Origin of the sequence: Mesorhizobium sp. WSM1497 (genome assembly GCF_001672455.2) — a bacterium.
Lineage (GTDB): Bacteria > Pseudomonadota > Alphaproteobacteria > Rhizobiales > Rhizobiaceae > Mesorhizobium > Mesorhizobium ciceri.
Genome location: NZ_CP021070.1, coordinates 5,827,539 through 5,847,394 on the forward strand (window position 1 = coordinate 5,827,539; position 19,856 = coordinate 5,847,394).

The window sequence follows — 19,856 nt, forward strand, 5'->3', positions numbered from 1 at the left end:
GGGCCGCTCCGATCACCAGTTCGACAGAGCGCGATCGAGCGTCTCGGCCAGTTGCTCGGCATTGTCCCTGGCAAAGGGCAGTGGCGGCCTGATCTTCAGCACATTGCCGCGCGGACCGCAGGACGAGATCAGCACGCCGTCCTCGCGCATGGCTTCGACGACCGCCGATGTCTTGGTGGCGGCCAGAGCCTCGTCGCCGTCCGCCGTCAGCTCGACGCCGAAATAGAGGCCGTTGTGCCTGACATCAGCGACCGCGCCGTGCCGGCCCTGCAGGGCGCGCAGCAGTTCACTCGTATAGGCGCCGACATTGCGCGCATTCTCGATCAGCCCCTCGCCTTCGATGACCTCCAGAACGGCGAGGCCGACAGCGGCCGCGACCGGATTGCCGCCGAAGGTGTTGAAGTAGCCGGTGTTCGAACCGAAGGAGGCGACAAGCTGCGGCCGCACGAGCACGGCACCCATCGGGTGCCCATCGCCGATCGGCTTGCCCATCGAGACGATGTCAGGCTCGATGCCATAGTTTGCGAAGCCCCACATGCCCTGGCCAAGCCGGCCGAAGCCGGACTGGACCTCATCGGCGATGACGATGCCGCCGGCCTTTTTGACGTGATCGGCTGCCTCGCGCATCACCGCCGCATCGGGAAAGAAGATGCCGTCGCTGGAAAAGGCGGAGTCAAGAAGCAGCGCCGCCGGCTTGATGCCTTTTGCTCGCATGTCCTCTATGGCAGCGGCGACATTTCCGGCGAAATCATGCGCGGCCCGGCCATGGTCGCGGAACGTGTCCGGCGCTGCCACCGTGCGGTGGTGCGCTGGTACCCCCTTTGCCCCGACCGCCGCCGGCGACAGTTGCGCCGTCGCTATGGTGGCGCCGTGATAGGCGAAATCGGTGATGATCACCCCGGTGCCGCCGCTGGAATGCTGGGCAATGCGGATGGCAAGGTCGTTCGCCTCGCTGCCGGTGCAGGTGAACATGGCGTGGCCGAGATGGGCCGGAACGGTGCCGAGAAGCTTTTCCGCGTAATCGAGGATGATCTCGCTGAGATAGCGTGTGTGGGTGTTGAGCGTTGCGGCCTGCCCGGACAGTGCCTCGACGACGCGCGGATGGCAGTGGCCGACCGAGGCGACGTTGTTGTAGGCGTCGAGGAACTTGCGGCCCTGGGCATCGTAGAGCCACACACCGTTGCCGCGCACCAGATGAATAGGGTTGCGGTAGAAGGCGCGGTAGGTCGGCCCGAGCAGCCTGGCGCGGCGTTCGAGCAGCGCGCGCTCCGATGCAGCCGCGTCGGCATTTGCGGGATACGGCGAGGACTGGGGCACGAGCATCTACTCCGGATTGGAATGGTCGAGAAAATAGCGGCGGGCATCGGTGGACGACAAACCATCAAGCTTTTCAAGCGAAGCCCAGACCTCGGTGGCGAGGCGCAGCACGTAGTCGCGCTTGGCCGGGAAACGCTCGGCCTGCCAGCTGGCGATGTTGACGATGAGCGCAAGTCGGGCACGGATCAGATCGAAGAGAATGCCAATCTCTTCCTCCTCCAGTGGTTGGAGCGACTGATAACCTGCGACAAAGCGCGCTGCCGGTGCCAGCGGATGGCCTTCCGCCGGCCAGCGGTAGACGGCGCCGATGGCGAGGTCGCAGATCAGCGGCGAATGGATCATGTCGCCGAAATCGAGAATGCCGCTCACGACCTCCGGCCGCGAAGCATCCATCACCACATTGTAGGAATTCATGTCGTTGTGGACGATCTGCGCGCGCAGGGTGGGAATGACCGGCGCAGCATGCTCCTCGAAGGAGTCGATCGCGCGCTCGACCATCGCCCGCCGACTCGGATCAGTGATGTGCGCCATCATCGGCCGTGTCTTGGCGACCTTGCGGATGTCCCAGAGCAGGTCGCTGCCGGCGGCCGGGTGGAAGAAGCCGCGCAGCGCCCTGCCAAGCCGGGCGAGGAAGATGCCGAGATTGCGATCCTGCGCCTCGGAAGTCGGCGAGCGCGACAGCAACTGACCGGGCAGATAGGTCACCAGCCGGATGATGCGCGGCGCCGATCCAGCGACTCTAACCGCGAACTGCGCCTCATCCTCGAGGCTTTTGCGCACCGAGGGAACCGGCAAGGTGGGGTCGACCGCAAGGATGTGGTCGAGCGCCTTGTTCTGGAAATCGATGAAGCCAGCTTCTTCCGCCGGATGGGAGATCTTCAGGACGAACTCGCCCTCGCCGTCGGTCTGAATATGGAAATTGTGGTCGCGTTCGCCAGGCAGCGGACGCGCGGTGCCGGTCAGCCCGTAGTGCCGGCGCAGGATGGCGAGCGCGTCGGCCGTGGAAACATCCGGTGCGTCCTCGGCGAGTGTTTCGCCGAACGCATCGGGCACCGCCGCATTCATGGCTTAGCCTCGATAGGTTCGAGGCCACACCAGTCGGCGATGAACAGCGCGATCGTCTGGGTGACCTTGCGCACCGAGTCGAGATCGACGGCCTCGTCATAGCCATGCGGCATGCGGCAGATCGGGCCGTAGACGATCGCCGGCGTGTCGGCATAGAGGCCGAAGAAACGTGCATCGGTGGTCGCCGAGGTGACGTGTTCCGTCAGCGGCTCGCCCCACACGGCGGTATGGCTGCGGCGCAGCACCGCTTCCATCTCGTCGGCGCCCTCCAGCACATAGCCCTCGGCCATGAAGCCATTGTAGGTCATCTTGGGTGGTCGGTTGGCCAGGAACGGATCGGCGCGCGCCGCATCGGCAATGCAGGCCTCGAGCTCGGCCCTGGCGTCTTCGAGCCTCTGGCCGGGATAGGTGGCGACGCGCATCTCGAAGACACAGCGCGCCGGAACGCTCGATGTCCACTCGCCGCCTTCGATCTTGCCGAGGTTGAAGCGGATCGGATGCGGGTGATCATGGAAATGCCTGTCATCGACCTTGCGCGCGTTCCAGACGATTTCGAGCTGCTTCAGCGCCTGGATGATGACGAAGGCCTTTTCGATGGCATTGGCGCCGGCCGAAAATGCACCCGACGCATGCTGCGGATCGCCGTCGACCTCGACCCTGAACCAGATCGGCCCGACCTGCGCCCGCATCAGCCGCGGCTCCAGCGGTTCGGGAATGAAGGCGGCGTCGGCGCGATAGCCGCGCTGCAGGCATGCAAGCGCGCCATTGCCGGTGCATTCCTCCTCGACCACCGACTGGAGATACACGTTCGCGGCCGGCTGATAGCCAAGGCTACGCAAGGCGCTCAGTGCATAGAGGCAGGCGGACAGGCCGGCCTTCATGTCGCCGGCGCCGCGGCCATGCATCCAGCCGTCCTCGATCACCGGGTCGTAGGGATCGCGCACCCAGCGGTCGAGCGGTCCGGTCGGAACGACATCGATATGGCCGTTGAGGATCAGCGAGCGGCCGGTCGCGTTTCGCGGCGTGTGGGTAGCAACGACGTTGAAGGCATCGTCGTAAGAGACCGCCACGGGTGAAAAACCCGGCAGGTCGCGAATCACGTCGACATCGACGCGCCATATGTCGACCGCGTAGCCATCCGCCTCGTAGGCGGCGGCCATAAACGACTGCGCGGGGTGTTCCTCGCCACGTTGGGAGGGAAAGCGCACGAGGTCTTGCAGAAACGCTACCTGTCGGGCGAAGCCATCATCGACTGCCCTCAGAATGGCCTCATCCGCAATCCGCTCAGGCATCATATTTTACTTTCATCTGGATGGTGTATCATATCTCATATGCCATTCCTGTGAAATGCAAGAGGCATGCGCGCCAAACTTTCAGTCCAGGACTTGCCGTTCGATGCTGCCATGGTCTTGGAGAGTTGGCATCGGATGCAGCAAGCCGATACTGCTATCTCTGGAAGACATGACGAGGGAATGCGTTGATCACAGAAGACACGATGCCCGCCGAAATCACCGATCTCGCCATTGGCTACCATCGCCTGCCGGCTGGCAAGCTTGCCAATGCGGTGACCTGGATGGAAGCGCGCACGCCGCAGCCGGATCTCGCGCGCCCCTTGGGCATGACACGGATCACGACGCCCGATTGCGTTTCCTACCGGGCGATCTTTCTCGAGATCGGCGCACCCTGGCTGTGGGACCGCGTTTCCGAAATGTCCGATGCCGAAATCACCGAGCATTTCGCCGACCCGCGCCAGCATCTCTACTACGGCCATGACGAAACCGGCGCGCATCTCGGCATGGTCGAGTTCTTCGCCGCCGACAATAACGAGATCGAGATCACCTATTTCGGCCTGTTCCCGTCCCTGACCGGCCGCGGTTTCGGCAAACGGCTGATGGCCGGGGCACTGGAGCTCGCATGGCGTCTCAACCCGAGCCGCATCTGGCTGCATACAAGCAGCTTCGATCATCACAGCGTCATCGGATTCTACAGCGCCTGCGGGTTCGTGCCCTTCGCTACCGGATTTGAGATCGTCGACGATCCCCGTATCAAGGGAACCTTGCCGCGCGATGCCGCACCGCAAATTCCGCTGATCGAAGCGGAGTGGAGCGGCTGCGGCGACTCTCCCCCAGAGAGCTACAGGCTGTGCGGACCTAGATGAGAACAGCTCCGCAATCCGTCAGCCAAGCGTCGCCGCACCATCGCCGATGGGTGCGCCGCGAGACCATTCTGTCGACGCTGGAGCGTCATATCGACACCCGCATCGTGCTGTTCGCCGCGCCCGCCGGCTTCGGCAAATCGACGACGATGGCGCAATGGGCTGCGGAAATCGCACGCCACGGCAGGCTGACGGCATGGCTGTCCTGCGAGGCGACGGACAATGATGAGGGCGCCTTCCTATCGCATCTGGTGGGCGCGCTGCGCCATCTGGTCCAGAGCCCGGCGGAACTCGACCTTGCCTTCCAGTCGAGCCCCATCCCGCAGCTCGATGTCGTGCTCGCGGCACTTGTGGCGGGTCTGGCGGCGCGCGAGGCCGACATCACCCTGTTCTTCGACGATTACCACGCCGTCGAGGCGCCGGCGGTGAAGCGGTTCATGGAGCGCCTGACCCGGCAGGCGCCGGAAAATGTTGCTTTCGTCATCGGCTCACGCAGCCTGCCCGACCTGCAGCTCGGCAAGCTCCGGGTGCTTGGCGACGTTTTCGAAATCGGCCCCGACGATCTGCGTTTCGCCTCATCCGAGGCCGAAGCTTTCTTCAACGACAAGCTGGGCCTGAGCGTCAGCAGCGGCACGGTGGAGACCTTGTGCTCGCGCACCGAAGGATGGGCCGCCGGCCTGCAACTGGCCTCTTTGTCACTGAGTGCCGCGCATGCACCGGAAACCGTCATCGGCAATTTTACCGGCGCCAACCGAAACGTCGCCGACTTCCTGATGGGCGAAGTGTTCCTGGAACTGCCGCCGGCGATCGCAAAATTCCTGCTCTACAGCTCGATCTTCGAACGCTTCAGCGCCGAGGCCTGCCGGGCGGTGATGCGCGCGGCCGACGCCGAAGCGGCGATCACCGAGATCGAGACGCGCAACCTGTTCCTGGTGCCGCTCGACGAAGAGCGGCGCTGGTTCCGCTACCATCACCTGTTCCGCGATTTCCTCAGCCGCGAAATGGAACGGCGCGAACCGGAGATGATCGCGCCGCTGCATCTGGCGGCCGCCGAATGGTTCGGCGAGCGCAAGATGCTGACAGAGGCGATCGGGCACGCGCTGGCCGCCGGCGACCAGGCCCGCGCGGCGGTGTTCGTGGAGAACAATGCGCTCGACCTCATCGCCCAGTGCCAGCTTCTCTACGTGCGCCAGCTGCTGGCACTGCTGCCGAGGAAGCTGATCGACCAGCGCATTCGGCTGCAGCTGGTCGTGCTGTGGTTGGCGGTGCACAGCAGCCAGCCGGAGATTGCCCAACAGACGCTGAGCAATGCGCGCAAGTTGGTCGAGACCGGACCGACCGACAGCAACGACCCAGGCACGATGACCGGCACAACGATCGAGGCTGAGCTCGTGGTTCTCGCCGCCGCCGTTCACAGCACGCTGGAGCAGTTCGATCAGGCGCGCGACACAGCCCTTGCGGCCCTGCGCGTCATCGCGCCCGATGCCTGGTTCATGGAGGGCGCGACCGCCAATGTCATTGGCTACAACCTCTATGCGCTGGGTGACCTCGACGGCGCACGCGCCGCCATCGATGCGGCACGCCGGGCGCATGAGCGAAGCGGCAGCCTGCTCGGCGTCACCATTGCCAATTGCTACATGGCCGTGATCGAGCGTTCGGCGGGCCGCTTGCCCGCCGCCGAGCGGCTGCTGCGCAACGCGATCATCGAGGCTCGGGCGCGGATCGGTGCAAACTCCTATGCCGAGGCCCTGGCCGGCACGCTGCTTGCGGAACTTGCCTATGAGACCAATGCGTCGGGCGAAGCGCTGACCCTGGTCGAGAATCTCGGACCGCAGATCGAAGGCGCGGCAGTCATCGTCTATCCTCTGGCCAGCGTGCCGACCTATGCCCGCGTGCTGCAGCTGACCGGTCGCACCGAAGCGGCACTGGATATGCTTGAGCGCGTCTATCAACGCGTACATGGCACGGTGTATCGCCGCCTGGCATCGATGATCGTGCAGGACCGCATACGTGTGCTGCTCGACCAGAACCGTATTGCCGAGGCGCGTGCGCTGCTGGCCGAGCATCGGGGCGAAGGGACCGAGGCTTCGGTGGTCATCACTACCGCCAACGAGTTCGAGTTCTTTGCCGAGGGCCGCCTGCTGACGGCCGAGAAATCCTATGCCGCTGCCGCGGGGGTTTTCGACGCGCTGCTCGAGCGCACGAAAGACAGCGGGCGCATGCGCCGCCATATATTGGCGCTGATCCTGCGCGCCAAAGCGGCCAGCGCTGCCCACGACCAACGCGAGGCAGACCGCAATCTCCTCAATGCGTTGCGTCTCGCCCAACCCTCCGGCTTCATCCGTTCTTTCGTCGACGAGGGAAGGCCTGTTGTCGAAGGGTTGATGCGGCTGCGCGCGGCTCAGGCGAAGACCGATCCCGCACTGTCAGCCTATGCGTCGCGCATCATCGATGCCGCGCAGGCGATGCCTGTTGCGACGCGCAAGCTGGCCGCACCAGCCGCCGACAAGGAACAGCTCACCCAGCGCGAGGCCGAACTGCTGCGCTATCTCACCGAGGGCATGTCCAACCGCGATATCGCCTTGGCGTTGTCGGTGAGCGAGACCACGGTGAAATGGCATCTGAAGAACATTTTCGGCAAGCTCGCGGTGACCAACCGGGTGCAGGCGGTGCGCGCTGCGCAAGGATCTGCAGGCGCCCATACCCCTCCGAAAGGAGGGGCATAGATAAGAGGCGCGACCCCACTTTCGGGTCGGGCCATCTGATCGTTAGCCTGCTAGCGTCACCTGGTTTTCAGAGGACGCTGCGGATGGCGACAGGCTACGTTTTTCACGAACAGCTGATGTGGCATGACACCGGCTCCAGCGCCGACATGATGCCGCCCGGCCGTTTCGTGGAACCCGGCCGGCATCTGGAATCCCCTGGCTCCAAGCGCCGGCTGAACAACCTCATCCAGGTCAGCGGCCTGTCGCGGCATCTGGTGCCGATCATCCCCGAGCCGGTCTCGGTCGACGACCTGTTGCGCGTGCACACGCAACGCCATGTCGACGATATTCGCATGCTCAGCGAACGCGGCTCCGGTTTCGCCGGGCCGCAGGCGCCGATCGGCCTCAACAGTTTTGACATCGCGCTGCTGTCGGCCGGCACCACCTATGCCGCGATGCGCGCCGTGCTGACGGGCCGCGTCGACAATGCCTATGCGCTGGCGCGGCCGCCGGGACACCATGCCGAGCCCGACCAGGCGATGGGCAACTGCCTGTTCTCCAACATTGGCGTCGCTGTCCGCCGGCTGCAGCATGAAGGCCTGCTCGGGCGCGCGGCGATAGTCGACTGGGATGTGCATCACGGCAACGGCACCGAGACGGTGTTCTATTCCGACCCGTCGGTTCTGACCATTTCCGTGCACCAGGACAATCTCTATCCGACCGGGCGCGGTGCGCTGGCCGACAACGGGAAAGATGCCGGCGAGGGCTTTAACATCAACATCCCGCTGCCGGCCGGCAGCGGAACCGGTGCTTATGAAGCGACTTTCGACCGCGTTGTCGCGCCGGCACTGCGCGCCTACAGGCCGGACCTCGTCATCGTCGCCTCCGGCTTCGATGCGTCCGGCTTCGATCCACTCGGCCGCATGATGCTCAACAGCGAATGCTTCAGGCGTCTCGCCGCGCGCATGGTTGCGCTGGCCGCCGAGACCTCGCAAGGGCGCCTGATGATGACCCATGAAGGCGGCTACTCCGAGGGCTATGTGCCGTTCTGCGGCCATGCCGTCATCGAGACGCTAGCCAATCACCGTACCGAAGTGGTCGACCCTTTGTCGGACCATATCGACGAATGGGCCGGGCAAGACCTGCAGCTTCATCAGGCCGCGGTGATCGATGCCGCCGAAGGCCTGCTCGCCGGCCTGCGCCAACGTCTCGCCAGTGCGGCCTGACGCGATGGATTTCGTCATCACCACGCTGCTCAATGCGCTGACGCTGATCAGTATCCTGATGCTGGTCGGGCTCGGGCTGGCGATCAGCTTCGGCCTGATGAACGTGACCAATTTGGCACATGGCGAGTTCGTCACCGTCGGCGCCTTCGCGGTCTATTTCGTCCAGAGCATGGGTGGCTCGTTCTGGCTAGGGCTGGTGGCTGCCCCCATCGCCGGCGCGGTGATCGGCTGCATCCTCGAATTCGCCATCATCCGCCATCTCTATTCCAGGCCGGTCTCAACTGTGCTTGCCACCTGGGGCGTCAGCCTGATCCTGCAGCAAGGGCTGGAACTGATCTTCGGTCTCGGCGCCAAGCCGGTGACGCCGCCTATCGAGGGCACGCTCGACCTCTTCTTCACCGTCTACCCGGCCTATCGGCTGATCCTGATCGGCATCGCCATGCTGACCTTGCTCGGCGTCATCCTGCTGATCAGCCGCACGTCCTTCGGTCTCGACATCCGCACCGTCATCCAGAACCGCGAAATGGCCGAGGGCGTCGGCATCAACACGCGGCGCACCTACGCCATCGCCTTCACCTTTGGCGCGGCCATCGCCGGGCTCGCCGGCGGACTGGTCGCGCCGCTGGCGATCGTGCTGCCGCAGATGGGGGTGAACTATCTCGCCAACGCCTTCTTCGTCGTCATTGTCGGCGGCGTCGGCTCGATCGGCGGCCTCGTCGCTGGCAGCGTCTTCGTCGGCGGGCTGACCAGCATCCTCAATTATCAGATCTCGCCGTCGCTGGCGCAGGCGGTCGTGCTGCTGGCGGCCATCGTCGCTGTCCGGCTTCGGCCCAACGGCCTGTTCAACGGAGCGTCGCGATGATCGCCCGCGACCGCAACTGGCTGCTGATCTTCGCCGCCTGCGTGGCGCTCGCGATCATCTATCCGTTCTTTGTCGGCGGGTATCAGCTGACCGTGATCCGCGATGCGCTGATCTTCGGCCTGTTCGCCGCGAGCCTCGACTTCTTCTGGGGCCGCACTGGAATCCTGTGTTTCGGCCACGCTGCGTTTTTCGGCATCGGCGGCTACATCATGGCGCTGATCACGCTCAACGATGCGATCTCCTTCGCCAGCCTGCTTGGCATCATCGGTGCGGTGGCCGGTGCGGCCTTGGTCTCCGCCATCATCGGCTACTTCCTGTTCTTCGGCGGCATCCGTGGCAGCTATTTCACCATCGTCACGCTGGCCATGGGCGTCATCTGCCAGCAGGCGGCGGTCTCCTGGAGCTCGGTCACCGGCGGCGACAGCGGGCTGATCGGCATTCCGCCGATTGCCTTCGATGTCGGCGGGCTGCACGTCGATCTCAGCCAGGACCTGCCCAGCTACATCTTCGTCTCGGCCATCGTCGCGGTGACCGTGCTGGCGCTGTGGTCGATCAGCCGTGGCCGCTGGGGTACGGTGCTGACCGCCATACAGGACAATGAAGTCCGGGCAGCAGCGCTCGGCCACAATGCGCCGTTGCGGCTGCTCGTCACCTTCGTCCTGTCGGCGGCGATCGCCGGCCTTGCCGGCGCGCTCTATGTCTGCATGGCGGGGTTGGTGGCACCGGATCTGTCCGGACTGCTTCTGTCGACGGAAGTCATCGTCTGGGTGGCGGTCGGCGGGCGCGGCACGCTGCTGGGGCCGGTGCTCGGCGCCATCTTCATCCAGCGTGCGCAGCAGACGATCAGCAGTTTCAACCCGAGCCTGTGGCCGCTATTGCTCGGCTGTGTCTTCGTCATCATCGTCTTCGTCCTTCCGGACGGCATCCTGTCGATCTACGCGCGACTGAAAGCCCTGTTCAAAGGCGGGAGGCGCGCACAATGAGCGACATCCTGCTCCAGGCCGAAAATGTCGGCATCCGCTTTGGCGGGCTGCAGGCGCTGGAGGCCCTGAACCTCACTGTACGCGACAAGGAACTCTGCTGCATCATCGGCCCGAACGGCGCCGGCAAAAGCACCTTCCTCAATGTGTTGACCGGTACGCTGCGCCCGACCAGCGGCAGCGTGCGCTTCCTCGGCCACGACATAGCCGGCCTGCCGCTGCATCGCATCGCCCGGCTCGGCATCGCGCGCAAGTTCCAGATCCCGTCCGTCTTCCCGAGCCTCTCGGTGGAAGACAATGTGAAGGTCGCCCGCTGGGGGGCGCCCTCGCCTGTGCGCCCGGTTGGCGAATTGCTGGAATTGGTCGCGCTGAGCAATCGCGCTGCCACACCGGCCGGCGAACTCGCGCATGGCCAGAAGCAATGGCTGGAGATCGGCATGGCGCTGGCAATCGAGCCGCGGTTGCTTTTGCTCGACGAACCCACCGCCGGCATGACGCCGCAGGAGACGCTGGCGACGGCCGATATGCTGCTGCGCCTAAAGGGCGAGTTCTCGATCGTCGCCGTCGAACACGATATCCGCTTCGTACGGGCGCTGAACTGCGAGACGCTGGTGCTGCATCAGGGACGCCGCCTCCGCAGCGGTCCTTTCCATGACATCGAGACCGACGAAATGGTCCGCGATGTCTATCTGGGGAGGCGCTGATCATGCTGCGGACAATGGCGGTGTCGGCCGGCTACGGCCCGCTCCCGGTGCTGAACGGCATCGACCTCAGTGTCGCGCCGGGCGAAGTCGTCGGCCTGCTCGGCCGTAACGGCGCCGGCAAGACGACGCTGCTGCGCGTCATCGCCGGCGGCTTGCGAGCGAGCGGTGGCGCGGTGGTTCTCGGTGACAAGGACCTCACGAACGCGCCGGCCTTCCGCCGCGCGCGGGCAGGCATTGCGCATGTGCCGCAGGGGCGCGGGATCTTCAACCAGCTGACGGTGCGGCAAAACCTGGAGGTCGGCACCCGCGCTGCCAAGGACCGTGGCGACGGCGGCATTCCGGCCGACATCTTCGGCTATTTTCCAATCCTGCGCGAACGCGAAGCGCAGGTCGCCGGCACGCTTTCGGGCGGCCAGCAGCAGATGCTGGCGATCGGCCGCGCGCTCTGCGGCCTGCCGTCGGTGCTGCTGCTCGATGAGCCTTCGGAAGGCATACAGCCGAACATCGTGCAGTCGATCGCCGAGCTGGTGCCGCGCATCGCGCGCGAACGCAGCATCGCGATCGTGCTGGTCGAGCAGAATCTCGATCTCGTTCTCAAGGCATCGGACCGCTGCCTGGTGATGGAGAAGGGCAGGATCGTCCATGAAGGCGCGCCAGAGGCGTTCGCCGACGAGACCCTGCTGAAGGATCTGTTGGCCCTATAGGGCGCGCCTGAAGCGCGCCTGGGAGCTTGTTGACTTGTAAGGCGTGCATGGGGCGCGCCTGGGACTGGAAGGGAACACAACAATGATAAGCAGAAGAACTGTCTTGAAATCCGGCGGCGCCGCGGCCGCTTTCGCCATGGTCGGTGCGCCGTCGGTCCTGCGCGCCGCCGACACCGTCAAGGTCGGCCTGTCGATCCCGATCACCGGGCTGCAGGCGATCCTCGGCGAGACGCTGCTCAATTGCTACAAGCTCGCCGCCGCCGAACTGAACGCCGCCAATGGCATTGGCGGGCGCCAGGTCGAGTTGTTCATCGAGGACAACCAGACCACGACCAAGGGTTCCATCGACAAGGCGCGCAAGCTCATCAACGAAGACAAGGTCGACGTGGTCATGGGCACGATCATTTCGCCGGAGCGAAGTGCTACGCTGTCGGTGACCTCGAAGGCCAAGAAGCTGTTCTTCTACCCAACCAATTTCGAGGGCGGCGAATGCAACCGCTACTTCGTCGCCACCGGCCCGATCCCGATGCAGCAGGTCGACCCGATGATGCCGTGGGTGGCCGAGAACCTCGGCAAGACCATCTACGTCATGGCCTCCGACTATGCCTGGCCGCAGAAGATGACCGAGGCGATCACGGCAGCCTATGAGAAGGCCGGCGGCAAGATCATCGGCGCCGACTATTATCCGTTCGGCACAACGGATTTCGGCCCTGCATTCCAGAAGATCAAGTCGCTGAAGCCCGACGTCGTGTGGTCGATGGTGGTCGGCAATGACGCGGTCACGCAGCTCAAGCAGTATCGCTCTTTCGACATCAAGCAGCCGCTGATCGCACCGCTCGACGAGGTCTTCAACAAGGACGCGCTGCCACCCGGCGTTGCGGCCGGCACCTACGCACCGCAGCCTTACTGGATGGCGCTCGACAATCCGGTCAACAAGAAGTTCATCGCGAGCTTCCGCGAGAAGTTCGGCAAAGAGAAGATGGTCAACGGCATCGGCGAAGCCGGCTACAACGGCCTGCATCTCTACGCCCTGGCCGCCGAGAAGGCCGGATCGCTGAAGGACGATGATGTGCTCAAGGCGCTGCCGACGATCGAGTTCGACGCGCCGCAAGGCAAGATCCGGGTCGATGCCAGCAACAACCACACGCTCTGCCATTCCTATGTCGGCAAGGCGGCCGCAGACGGCATCAGCTATGAAATCGCCAAGGATTTCGGCACCATCGCGCCGGTCACGCCTTACTGCAAGCTGTAGGCGTTTCGGCAACGGCTCCAGGTAATCCTGACGGCGGCTTTGCCGCCGTCAGCTCGCTTGCGGCGCAGGCAGCCGCTCGCGCAATTCGTCGACAAGCACCCTGGTGTTTTCGGAATAGTCGATGGGCACGACGACGAGGTGCACGCCGCCGCCGGTGAAGGCCCGTTCCAGCGCCTGCCGCAAATCGGCGATCTCGCCAACTCTTGTCCCCTTGGCTCCGTAGGCCTCGGCATATCTGACGAAGTCGGGATTGCCGAAGGTCATGCCGAAATCCGGAAATTCGTCGACCGCCTGCTTCCAGCGGATCATGCCATAGGCATGGTCTTCGAGCAGCAGGACGACGAGATTGAGCTTGAGCCTGACGGCGGTCTCCAGTTCCTGGCTGTTCATCATGAAGCCGCCATCGCCACAGATGGCCATGACACGGCGCCGGGGATAGAGCAGTGCCGCCATCATCGCCGACGGCAAGCCCGCGCCCATGGTGGCCAGCGCATTGTCGAGCAGGATCGTGTTTGCCATGCGCGTCCGGTAGTTGCGCGCGAACCAGATCTTGTACATGCCATTGTCGAGGGCGAGGATCCCGTCCGGCGGCATCACGGCGCGCACGTCATGCACGATGCGCTGCGGTGTGAAGCGATCTTCGGTGGCGCGCGCGGCGATTCGGCTCAGAATGCCTTCCCGCAGCGGCAACAAGGCCTGTGCATTGGGGATCTTGCCCTCGATGCGGTCGGCCAGCAGCGCCAGCGAAGGACCGAGGTCGCCGACGATTTCGGCTTGCGGGAAATAGACCTGCTCGACATCGGCTGAATGATAGCCGACATGAATGACCTTCGGCCCCTTCGCCCCCATGATGAAGGGCGGCTTCTCCACCGTGTCGTGACCGATGGTGATGATCAGATCGGCCTGTTCGATGGCCTCGTGCACATAGTCGCGCTCCGAAAGGGCTGCCGTTCCCATATAGAGCTCCGTGCCGCCAGGCACGGTGCCCTTGCCCATCTGCGTGGTGAAATAGGGAATTTGCGTCCGCAGCACGAACTGGGCGACATCGGGAGTCACGCGCGGTCGCGACGCCGCCGCACCAAACATCAGCAGCGGACGCCTGGCTTCCATGATCATACGGGCGGCGCGATCAAGCGCGCCCGGGCTGGCCAGCGGCAGTTCGACCGGATGCGTCGGCACGAGTGCTACCGGTTCACACTCGGCCGCCGCAATGTCTTCCGGCAATTCAAGATGTACGGGGCCGGGACGCTCTTCCTGGGCGACACGGAAAGCTTCGCGAACCAACGAGGGGATCATCTTCGGCGAGACGATCTGACGCGACAGCTTGGTCAGCGGCTTCATCGCCGCGACGATGTCGACGATCTGGAAGCGCGCCTGCCGGGATGACAGGATGCCTTTCTGGCCGGTGATCATGATCATCGGCATCGCGCCGAGCAGCGCATAGGCCGAACCGGTCGAAAGGTTGAGCGCGCCCGGGCCAAGCGTGGTGATGCACACACCCGGCTTGCCGGTAAGCCTGCCATAGGTGGCGGCCATGAAAGCGGCTGCCTGCTCGTGGCGGGTCAGGATCAGCTGGATCGAGGAGCGGCGGATGGATTCGACGATATCGAGATTTTCTTCGCCCGGAATGCCGAAAATCCGCTCGACCCCTTCGTTCTCGAGGGCCGCGACGAACAGATCCGAACCTTTGGTCATGACCACCTCTCCCGCAACATTCCGTCGGCCACCTTCATATGGCATCGGAACGCGACGCCTCAAAGAGGCATCTTCGGCTGCGGGTCAGAGGCGCGTGTTGCACTCGCCGCTTTCGGCGAGGCGAAAAGTTCCTTCGGCGCAGACCATTGGCTGATCGGTGCGCCGCGCGTGCCGGTGATCAGCGAACGCAGTTCTGACAGATAGGTCTGCACGAAGAACGAGGTCTGGCTTTCCAGCGGCGTATAGGGACCCGGCCGGTAGGCGCGCGACATGATGCCGTCGGCATTGTCCTCGGTGATCTTCTTGTCCTGCACCGTGGTGACGTCCCACATCCAGCTGATCGCATCGGCGTCGACGTCGTTATCGGCATCCTTGTCGACGAGCCATGTTAGGATGACGTCTGTTTCCATGGCGCTGCGCGGTATCATCTGGAACAGCGTGACATAATCATTGGCAGCACTTGCAAACGACAGGCGTCCGAGGCGGAAGCCGCTTTCGCCACCATCATAGGCGTGACGGCCGCCCATCAGGCATGAGACCCCCTCACCCGTATTGGACAGCGTGTTGCGGCCGGATCCGATCGGCTTGCGGTGCATGGCAAACGGCATCGTGTCGAGGTCGCCAGCCTGCCACGCGCCCTTGTGGAACTCGGCATCGCCGATGACGCTGTGCCAGGCCTCGATTTCATTCTGCCACTCGACCGCCTTGTCGGCGTCGCGGGTCGCGGTCACTTTGACATGGCCGTTGACGCGGTAATATTCGGGATGAGCCGGCCGGCAGTGATAGCATTCGAGGAAGTTCTCGAGCACCAGCTTCCAGTTCGCCTTGGTGAGATAGTTCTTGCGCGCGACGATGCGTGCGCGGTCAAGGCCGTTTTCGCGCAAGCCGCCGGTCAGCCCGTCCGCGACAGGCTGGATGTCGGGCAGCGAATTGGCATCGAGGCCGCAGAACACGAGGCCGCCGAAATGCTTGCAGGGCACGCGGTGCAGTCCCAGCGCTTCCGGATCGACGCTTTCCGGTAGATCCTGCCGTGACTGCAACTCGCCGGTCAGCCTGAACGACCAGGCATGGTAGGGGCAGACCAGAAGCTTGCCGCGACCATCCTTGGCGCAGAGCCGCGAGCCGCGATGGGTGCAGATATTGTAGTAGGCCGCGATGTCCTCCTCGCCATCGCCGAAGCGCACGACGATGATCTCCTCGTCGAAAAGCTGGCGCACGATGTAGCGGCCCTTTTCTGGGACCTCGCTGGCGTGGGCGACAAGCATCCATTGGCGCGGAAACCACAAATCCCGTTCCAGCGCGAAGATGGCAGGGTCCGCGTAGAAGGCCTGTTCCAGCGACCAGTCCGGACGTTGCCGGTCGATCAGCCTGACGGTCTCGCTTCTGTCGATAGGCTGGCTGTTCGATGTGTAGGCCTGCACGGCAAACACCTTTCTGCTCGCTGGCGTTCGAATGACGTTTCGATAGAGTGTGCGATGCGGAAAGGCTTGCGGCAAATACAGAAATGATAGACATTCATATCGAAAAGGCATGAAAGCAGGTTTGGATTGTGAAAACCCTCAAGACATCGCTTCCCCTGCTGAACGCCATGGTCGTCTTCGAGGCTGCCGCCAGGCATGGCGGGCTGACGCTGGCCGCACAGGAGCTCAACATCGCACAATCGGCGGTCAGCAGGCATGTCGCCAATCTCGAGCGCCAGCTGTCGGTCGAGCTGTTCACGCGCAGAGGCAACCGCGTCGCCGTCACCGGGGCCGGCAACACGCTGGCCGAAGCGATCCGCGAGGGTCTCGGCACCATCAGGCAAGCGGTCGAGGATTTGACCGCGCACGACAGCGATACATTCGTGATCGGCTGCAGCCACGACTTCGCGCAGGCATGGCTGATGCCGCGCTTCGGCCTCATCACATCGCAGGTTGCCGATGGCCGGGTGCTGCTGCAGACGTCCACCGACTACAGGGATTTCGACCAGCCTGAAGTGGCATTGTCGATCCGTTTCGGCGAAGCCGGGCAATGGCCCGAATTCGTGACCGAAAAACTGCTCGAGGGTGAGTGGTTCCCGGTTTGCGCGCCCGCGTTCCTGGCGCGTTATCCGGCGCTCGCCTCGGAGGAGCCTGAGGCTTTCCTGGCAGTGCCGCTGCTGCATCAGGTGACGCCGCCGGGCGCGATCGACAGTTGGCAATCGTGGGTCGGAACCGACCGGAAACTCGACGGACCTCGGTTCAACGGCTACATGTCGATGATGCACGAAACCATCGCCGGGCGCGGCGCGGCGCTCGCCTGGGCGGGATTTGCCGACGAGCATCTGCGCCGCGGCCAGCTCCTCCGGCTGACCAAGACCTCGCGGCGCCACGCCGGCTCGTTCCACATCGTCATGAGGAAGAACGCCGGCCCGGTTGTCAGGGCGGTGGCGCAGGCGCTGCTCGGCAGCGTCGGCGACAGCTTGCAGGCAAGCGCCGGGGGCAGCTGACGATCAGGCCTCGCGACCAAACCGCGACGCCTCGTGACGCGCGCCCCAGACCGGCATGGCGGCTTCGATTTCGGCTTCCGACTTGAAAGCATCGGATGCGTAGCGATCGACACGGAACCGCTCGGCGGAAACGAACGGGGTCTGCCCGAGGACCAGTTCGCAAGAGAGCCGGCCAAGACCCGGTCCATGGGTGACGCCGCTCTCATTGTCGCCGCCGACGACCACGATATTGTCGCTGCCGGGGACCTTGCCGACGATAAGGCCGTTGTCGGGCGTGTAGCACGGCACGCCTTGCGCCCAGCTCGCGATCGTCGAACCGCGCAGCGGCGGGAACACCGTCTGCAACTCGGCAAGCTCCTGCTCGGAGGTTTCCTGCATCAGCCCGATATTGTGCGGCTGGCCGGGTTCGATTTCGCTGTCGTTCGTCTTGTAGAGAGGTTTGTAGTGCCGGCCGGTTCCCCACATGACGGCGCCGAATGTCTCGCGCAGCCACAGCCGCAATTCGCGGCACTGGACGGTGGGAATGGTCGATGGCAACCCACGGTCGTCGGTGACTATGCGCGTTGCAACGATGCGCAGCAGCGGCAACTGCCAGCCAAGGCCTGACAGGACCTGGTTGTTCCAGGCGCCGGCGGCAACGATCACGCCGTCAGCCTCAAGGCTGCCCTGATCGGTTTCGATGGTCACCCGATCGCCGGCATCATGGACGGCCGTCACGCGTGTGTTGCTGCGGAATACGCCGCCGAGCTCGCTGGTCTGGCCGGTCAGCACCCCCATCGCCAGCTTGGTGTCGAGCTGGATGCCATGCGGATTGTAGGCCGCCGAATGGATCCGGGCCGGATCGATGAGACCCTGCATCTTCTGCCCGATCTGCACGGCATCCAGGTCCTGCATTTCCGGCGGCGCATAGGGAGAATCCAGCACCGGGCGGACGAAGCGTTCGCGCCCGTCCTCGGTCAGCGCCATGATCAAGGTGCCGTTCGGCCGATAACCAATCTCGGCGCCGACCTCGTGCAGCCTGCGATAGAAATCGAGGCCATATTGCTGCAGCTGAAAGCCCTCTTCACCGAGCGGGATCATGCCGGCGGACCAATGGGAGACGAAGCCAGCACCGGCGCTTGTGGTTGCGGCACCCGGCTGGCCGGCATCGATGACCGTCACCCGGCGCACGCCGGACCGCAGCAGATGGAAAGCCGCGCTGCAGCCGATGATGCCGCCGCCAATCACCGCGATATGCCTGCTATCGCTGCCGCCATGGCTTCCGTTTGAACTCATCTTTGTTCTCCCTTTTGCCGATGTTCCGGTCGGAGCGACATACAGCGACGGCGACCATACAGGCTCGTCCCGGACTGTCTAGACACATGTGTCTGTGGCCTGATACTTGATGCGCACTGCATCTGGATCACACGTCCGGAACGCCGCTTGATCCGGCTTTCCGTTGTGTTGTGTCGCCGAGAGAGCGAGGAAAAAGTGAGCGTTTCGACAGCCGCCCAGGCCATTTTCGACAGTGAAATCATATGGGACGCGCATTCCGGCTTCATGCCGGACCCGGCGGCGGACCTGAACAATCTGCAGATCTGGCGCGACGCCGGCATCGACTATCTGTCGATCGATGTCGGCTTCGACCTGTTGCCCTGGGAGCAGACCGTGCGGACGCTCGCAAATTTCCGCCACTGGATCCTTGCCAATCCCGAGCACTACACGCTGGTCTCCTCCGTCGCGGAAATCCGCAAGGCCAAGCTTGAAGGCAAACTGGCGATCACCTTCGACATCGAGGGCATGAACGCGCTCGACGGCCGTATCGAGATGGTGGAGTTCTATCACCATCTGGGCGTCCGCCAGATCCTGTTTGCGTACAACAGGAACAATCTGGCCGGCGGCGGTTGCCACGATGTCGAGACCAGCCTGACGGCGTTCGGCCGCGAGGTCATCGACGAGATGAACCGTCTCGGCATGTTCGTCGACGTCACCCACACCGGCTATCGCACCTCGATGGAGGTGATGGAATACTCCAACCGGCCGGTCATCTTCTCGCACTCCAACGCCAAGGCCTTGTGCGGCCATGGCCGCAATATCACCGACGAGCAGATCAAGGCCTGCGCGCGCACCGGCGGCATCGTCGCGATCGTCGGGCTCAATCGTTTCCTGGGAGAGGGACGCACGGACTCGGACAGGTTGGCTGACCACATCGAATATCTCGTCGACCTGGCTGGCCCAAATCATGTCGGCATCGGACTGGACTACGCCTTTCCGGTTGATGTCAAAGGCATCGACCGCATCATTTCCGACAATCCGCAATTCTGGCCCAAGAGCGAATATCCGGAGGGGGCGACGACCTACGCGGCTCCAGGTCAGATGCGCGAACTGACCGAGGTTCTTCTGCGCCGCGGCCAGTCCGAGCAGACCGTGCGCGATGTCCTGGGCGGCAATTTCATGCGCCTGGCGGCTGAAATCTGGAAGTGAGCGGCGGCGGAGAGACCTATCTCCGCTACAACTCTTGATCCAGGCCCCACCGAATGGCGGGCCAGGCCATATCGTCTGCGCGATCACATTCCGCCCGCGACTTGCCCAAGTCGACGCGCCGGCGGCGGTCGGAACAGATGTCGAGATTTTCCGCAAGATCGTCGGTATCCAAGATTCGGACGTGCCGGCAAAATTTTCGCTAGACATAGATGTCTATTATTAGCAGTTTCAGCGGACCGACACATTCGGCCCGGCTTGGAG

At 63.9% G+C, this 19,856-nt stretch carries 16 protein-coding genes; 10 read left to right on the top strand and 6 right to left on the bottom strand.

Annotated elements, in window-relative coordinates:
• Positions 1–12 precede the first annotated feature (12 nt).
• Genes A9K65_RS28660 through A9K65_RS28670 form a run of 3 tightly spaced genes read right to left on the bottom strand, consistent with a single transcriptional unit; the run spans position 13 to position 3,674 of the window.
• The gene (locus tag A9K65_RS28660) at positions 13–1,323 is read right to left on the bottom strand and encodes an aspartate aminotransferase family protein (RefSeq protein WP_064995055.1); all 1,311 of its coding nucleotides are present in this window, start codon (positions 1,321–1,323) and stop codon (positions 13–15) included.
• Positions 1,324–2,382 carry a phosphotransferase gene (locus A9K65_RS28665; protein WP_064995054.1) on the bottom strand — a complete coding sequence of 353 codons (1,059 nt, stop codon included), beginning with the start codon at positions 2,380–2,382 and terminating at the stop codon, positions 1,324–1,326. It abuts the gene before it with no gap.
• Positions 2,379–3,674 (bottom strand): ArgE/DapE family deacylase, encoded by a 1,296-nt coding sequence (locus A9K65_RS28670; protein WP_064995187.1) that lies wholly within the window; start codon positions 3,672–3,674, stop codon positions 2,379–2,381. The genes A9K65_RS28665 and A9K65_RS28670 overlap by 4 nt, the downstream gene beginning before the upstream one ends.
• A 203-nt stretch (positions 3,675–3,877) precedes the next feature.
• Between A9K65_RS28670 and A9K65_RS28675 the strand changes: the two genes are divergently transcribed.
• From A9K65_RS28675 to A9K65_RS28710, 8 genes are all read left to right on the top strand, one after another.
• Positions 3,878–4,540 carry a GNAT family N-acetyltransferase gene (locus tag A9K65_RS28675; RefSeq protein WP_224673970.1) on the top strand — a complete coding sequence of 221 codons (663 nt, stop codon included), beginning with the start codon at positions 3,878–3,880 and terminating at the stop codon, positions 4,538–4,540.
• A complete protein-coding gene (locus tag A9K65_RS28680; RefSeq protein WP_064995053.1) occupies positions 4,537–7,263 on the top strand; it encodes a LuxR C-terminal-related transcriptional regulator in 2,727 nt (908 codons plus the stop codon). Before A9K65_RS28675 ends, A9K65_RS28680 begins: the two co-directional genes overlap by 4 nt.
• Positions 7,264–7,346: 83 nt before the next feature.
• The gene (locus tag A9K65_RS28685) at positions 7,347–8,468 is read left to right on the top strand and encodes a class II histone deacetylase (RefSeq protein ID WP_013532992.1); all 1,122 of its coding nucleotides are present in this window, start codon (positions 7,347–7,349) and stop codon (positions 8,466–8,468) included.
• Positions 8,413–9,330 (top strand): urea ABC transporter permease subunit UrtB, encoded by a 918-nt coding sequence (gene urtB, locus A9K65_RS28690; RefSeq protein WP_245321927.1) that lies wholly within the window; start codon positions 8,413–8,415, stop codon positions 9,328–9,330. The genes A9K65_RS28685 and urtB overlap by 56 nt, the downstream gene beginning before the upstream one ends.
• Positions 9,327–10,313 (top strand): branched-chain amino acid ABC transporter permease, encoded by a 987-nt coding sequence (locus tag A9K65_RS28695; protein WP_024502520.1) that lies wholly within the window; start codon positions 9,327–9,329, stop codon positions 10,311–10,313. The genes urtB and A9K65_RS28695 overlap by 4 nt, the downstream gene beginning before the upstream one ends.
• Positions 10,310–11,014, top strand: coding sequence for an ATP-binding cassette domain-containing protein (locus tag A9K65_RS28700; RefSeq protein ID WP_013532995.1), 705 nt, complete (start codon positions 10,310–10,312; stop codon positions 11,012–11,014). Before A9K65_RS28695 ends, A9K65_RS28700 begins: the two co-directional genes overlap by 4 nt.
• A gap of 2 nt (positions 11,015–11,016) precedes the next feature.
• Positions 11,017–11,718, top strand: coding sequence for an ABC transporter ATP-binding protein (locus A9K65_RS28705; protein WP_064995052.1), 702 nt, complete (start codon positions 11,017–11,019; stop codon positions 11,716–11,718).
• 82 nt (positions 11,719–11,800) lie between these two features.
• A complete protein-coding gene (locus A9K65_RS28710) occupies positions 11,801–12,970 on the top strand; it encodes a substrate-binding protein (RefSeq protein WP_064995051.1) in 1,170 nt (389 codons plus the stop codon).
• A gap of 48 nt (positions 12,971–13,018) precedes the next feature.
• Here the strand turns inward: A9K65_RS28710 and A9K65_RS28715 are convergent, their stop codons facing one another.
• Both A9K65_RS28715 and A9K65_RS28720 read right to left on the bottom strand, forming a co-directional pair.
• Positions 13,019–14,665: an acetolactate synthase large subunit gene (locus A9K65_RS28715; protein WP_064995050.1), complete on the bottom strand. Its 1,647-nt coding sequence runs from the start codon at positions 14,663–14,665 to the stop codon at positions 13,019–13,021.
• A gap of 59 nt (positions 14,666–14,724) precedes the next feature.
• Entirely contained in the window at positions 14,725–16,086 is a 1,362-nt protein-coding gene (locus tag A9K65_RS28720; protein WP_198327532.1) for an aromatic ring-hydroxylating dioxygenase subunit alpha, read from the bottom strand.
• Positions 16,087–16,214: 128 nt separating this feature from the next.
• Between A9K65_RS28720 and A9K65_RS28725 the strand changes: the two genes are divergently transcribed.
• Positions 16,215–17,132: a LysR family transcriptional regulator gene (locus A9K65_RS28725; RefSeq protein WP_064995048.1), complete on the top strand. Its 918-nt coding sequence runs from the start codon at positions 16,215–16,217 to the stop codon at positions 17,130–17,132.
• Positions 17,133–17,135: 3 nt separating this feature from the next.
• On the opposite strand, the gene A9K65_RS28730 is transcribed toward A9K65_RS28725, so the two are convergent.
• Complete coding sequence (locus A9K65_RS28730; RefSeq protein ID WP_064995047.1) at positions 17,136–18,407, bottom strand: FAD-binding oxidoreductase; 1,272 nt, start codon at positions 18,405–18,407, stop codon at positions 17,136–17,138.
• A 195-nt stretch (positions 18,408–18,602) separates the two neighbouring features.
• Here A9K65_RS28730 and A9K65_RS28735 point away from each other — a divergent pair, with 195 nt between their 5' ends.
• Positions 18,603–19,595: a membrane dipeptidase gene (locus tag A9K65_RS28735; RefSeq protein WP_013533002.1), complete on the top strand. Its 993-nt coding sequence runs from the start codon at positions 18,603–18,605 to the stop codon at positions 19,593–19,595.
• The last annotated feature ends 261 nt before the right edge of the window (positions 19,596–19,856 follow it).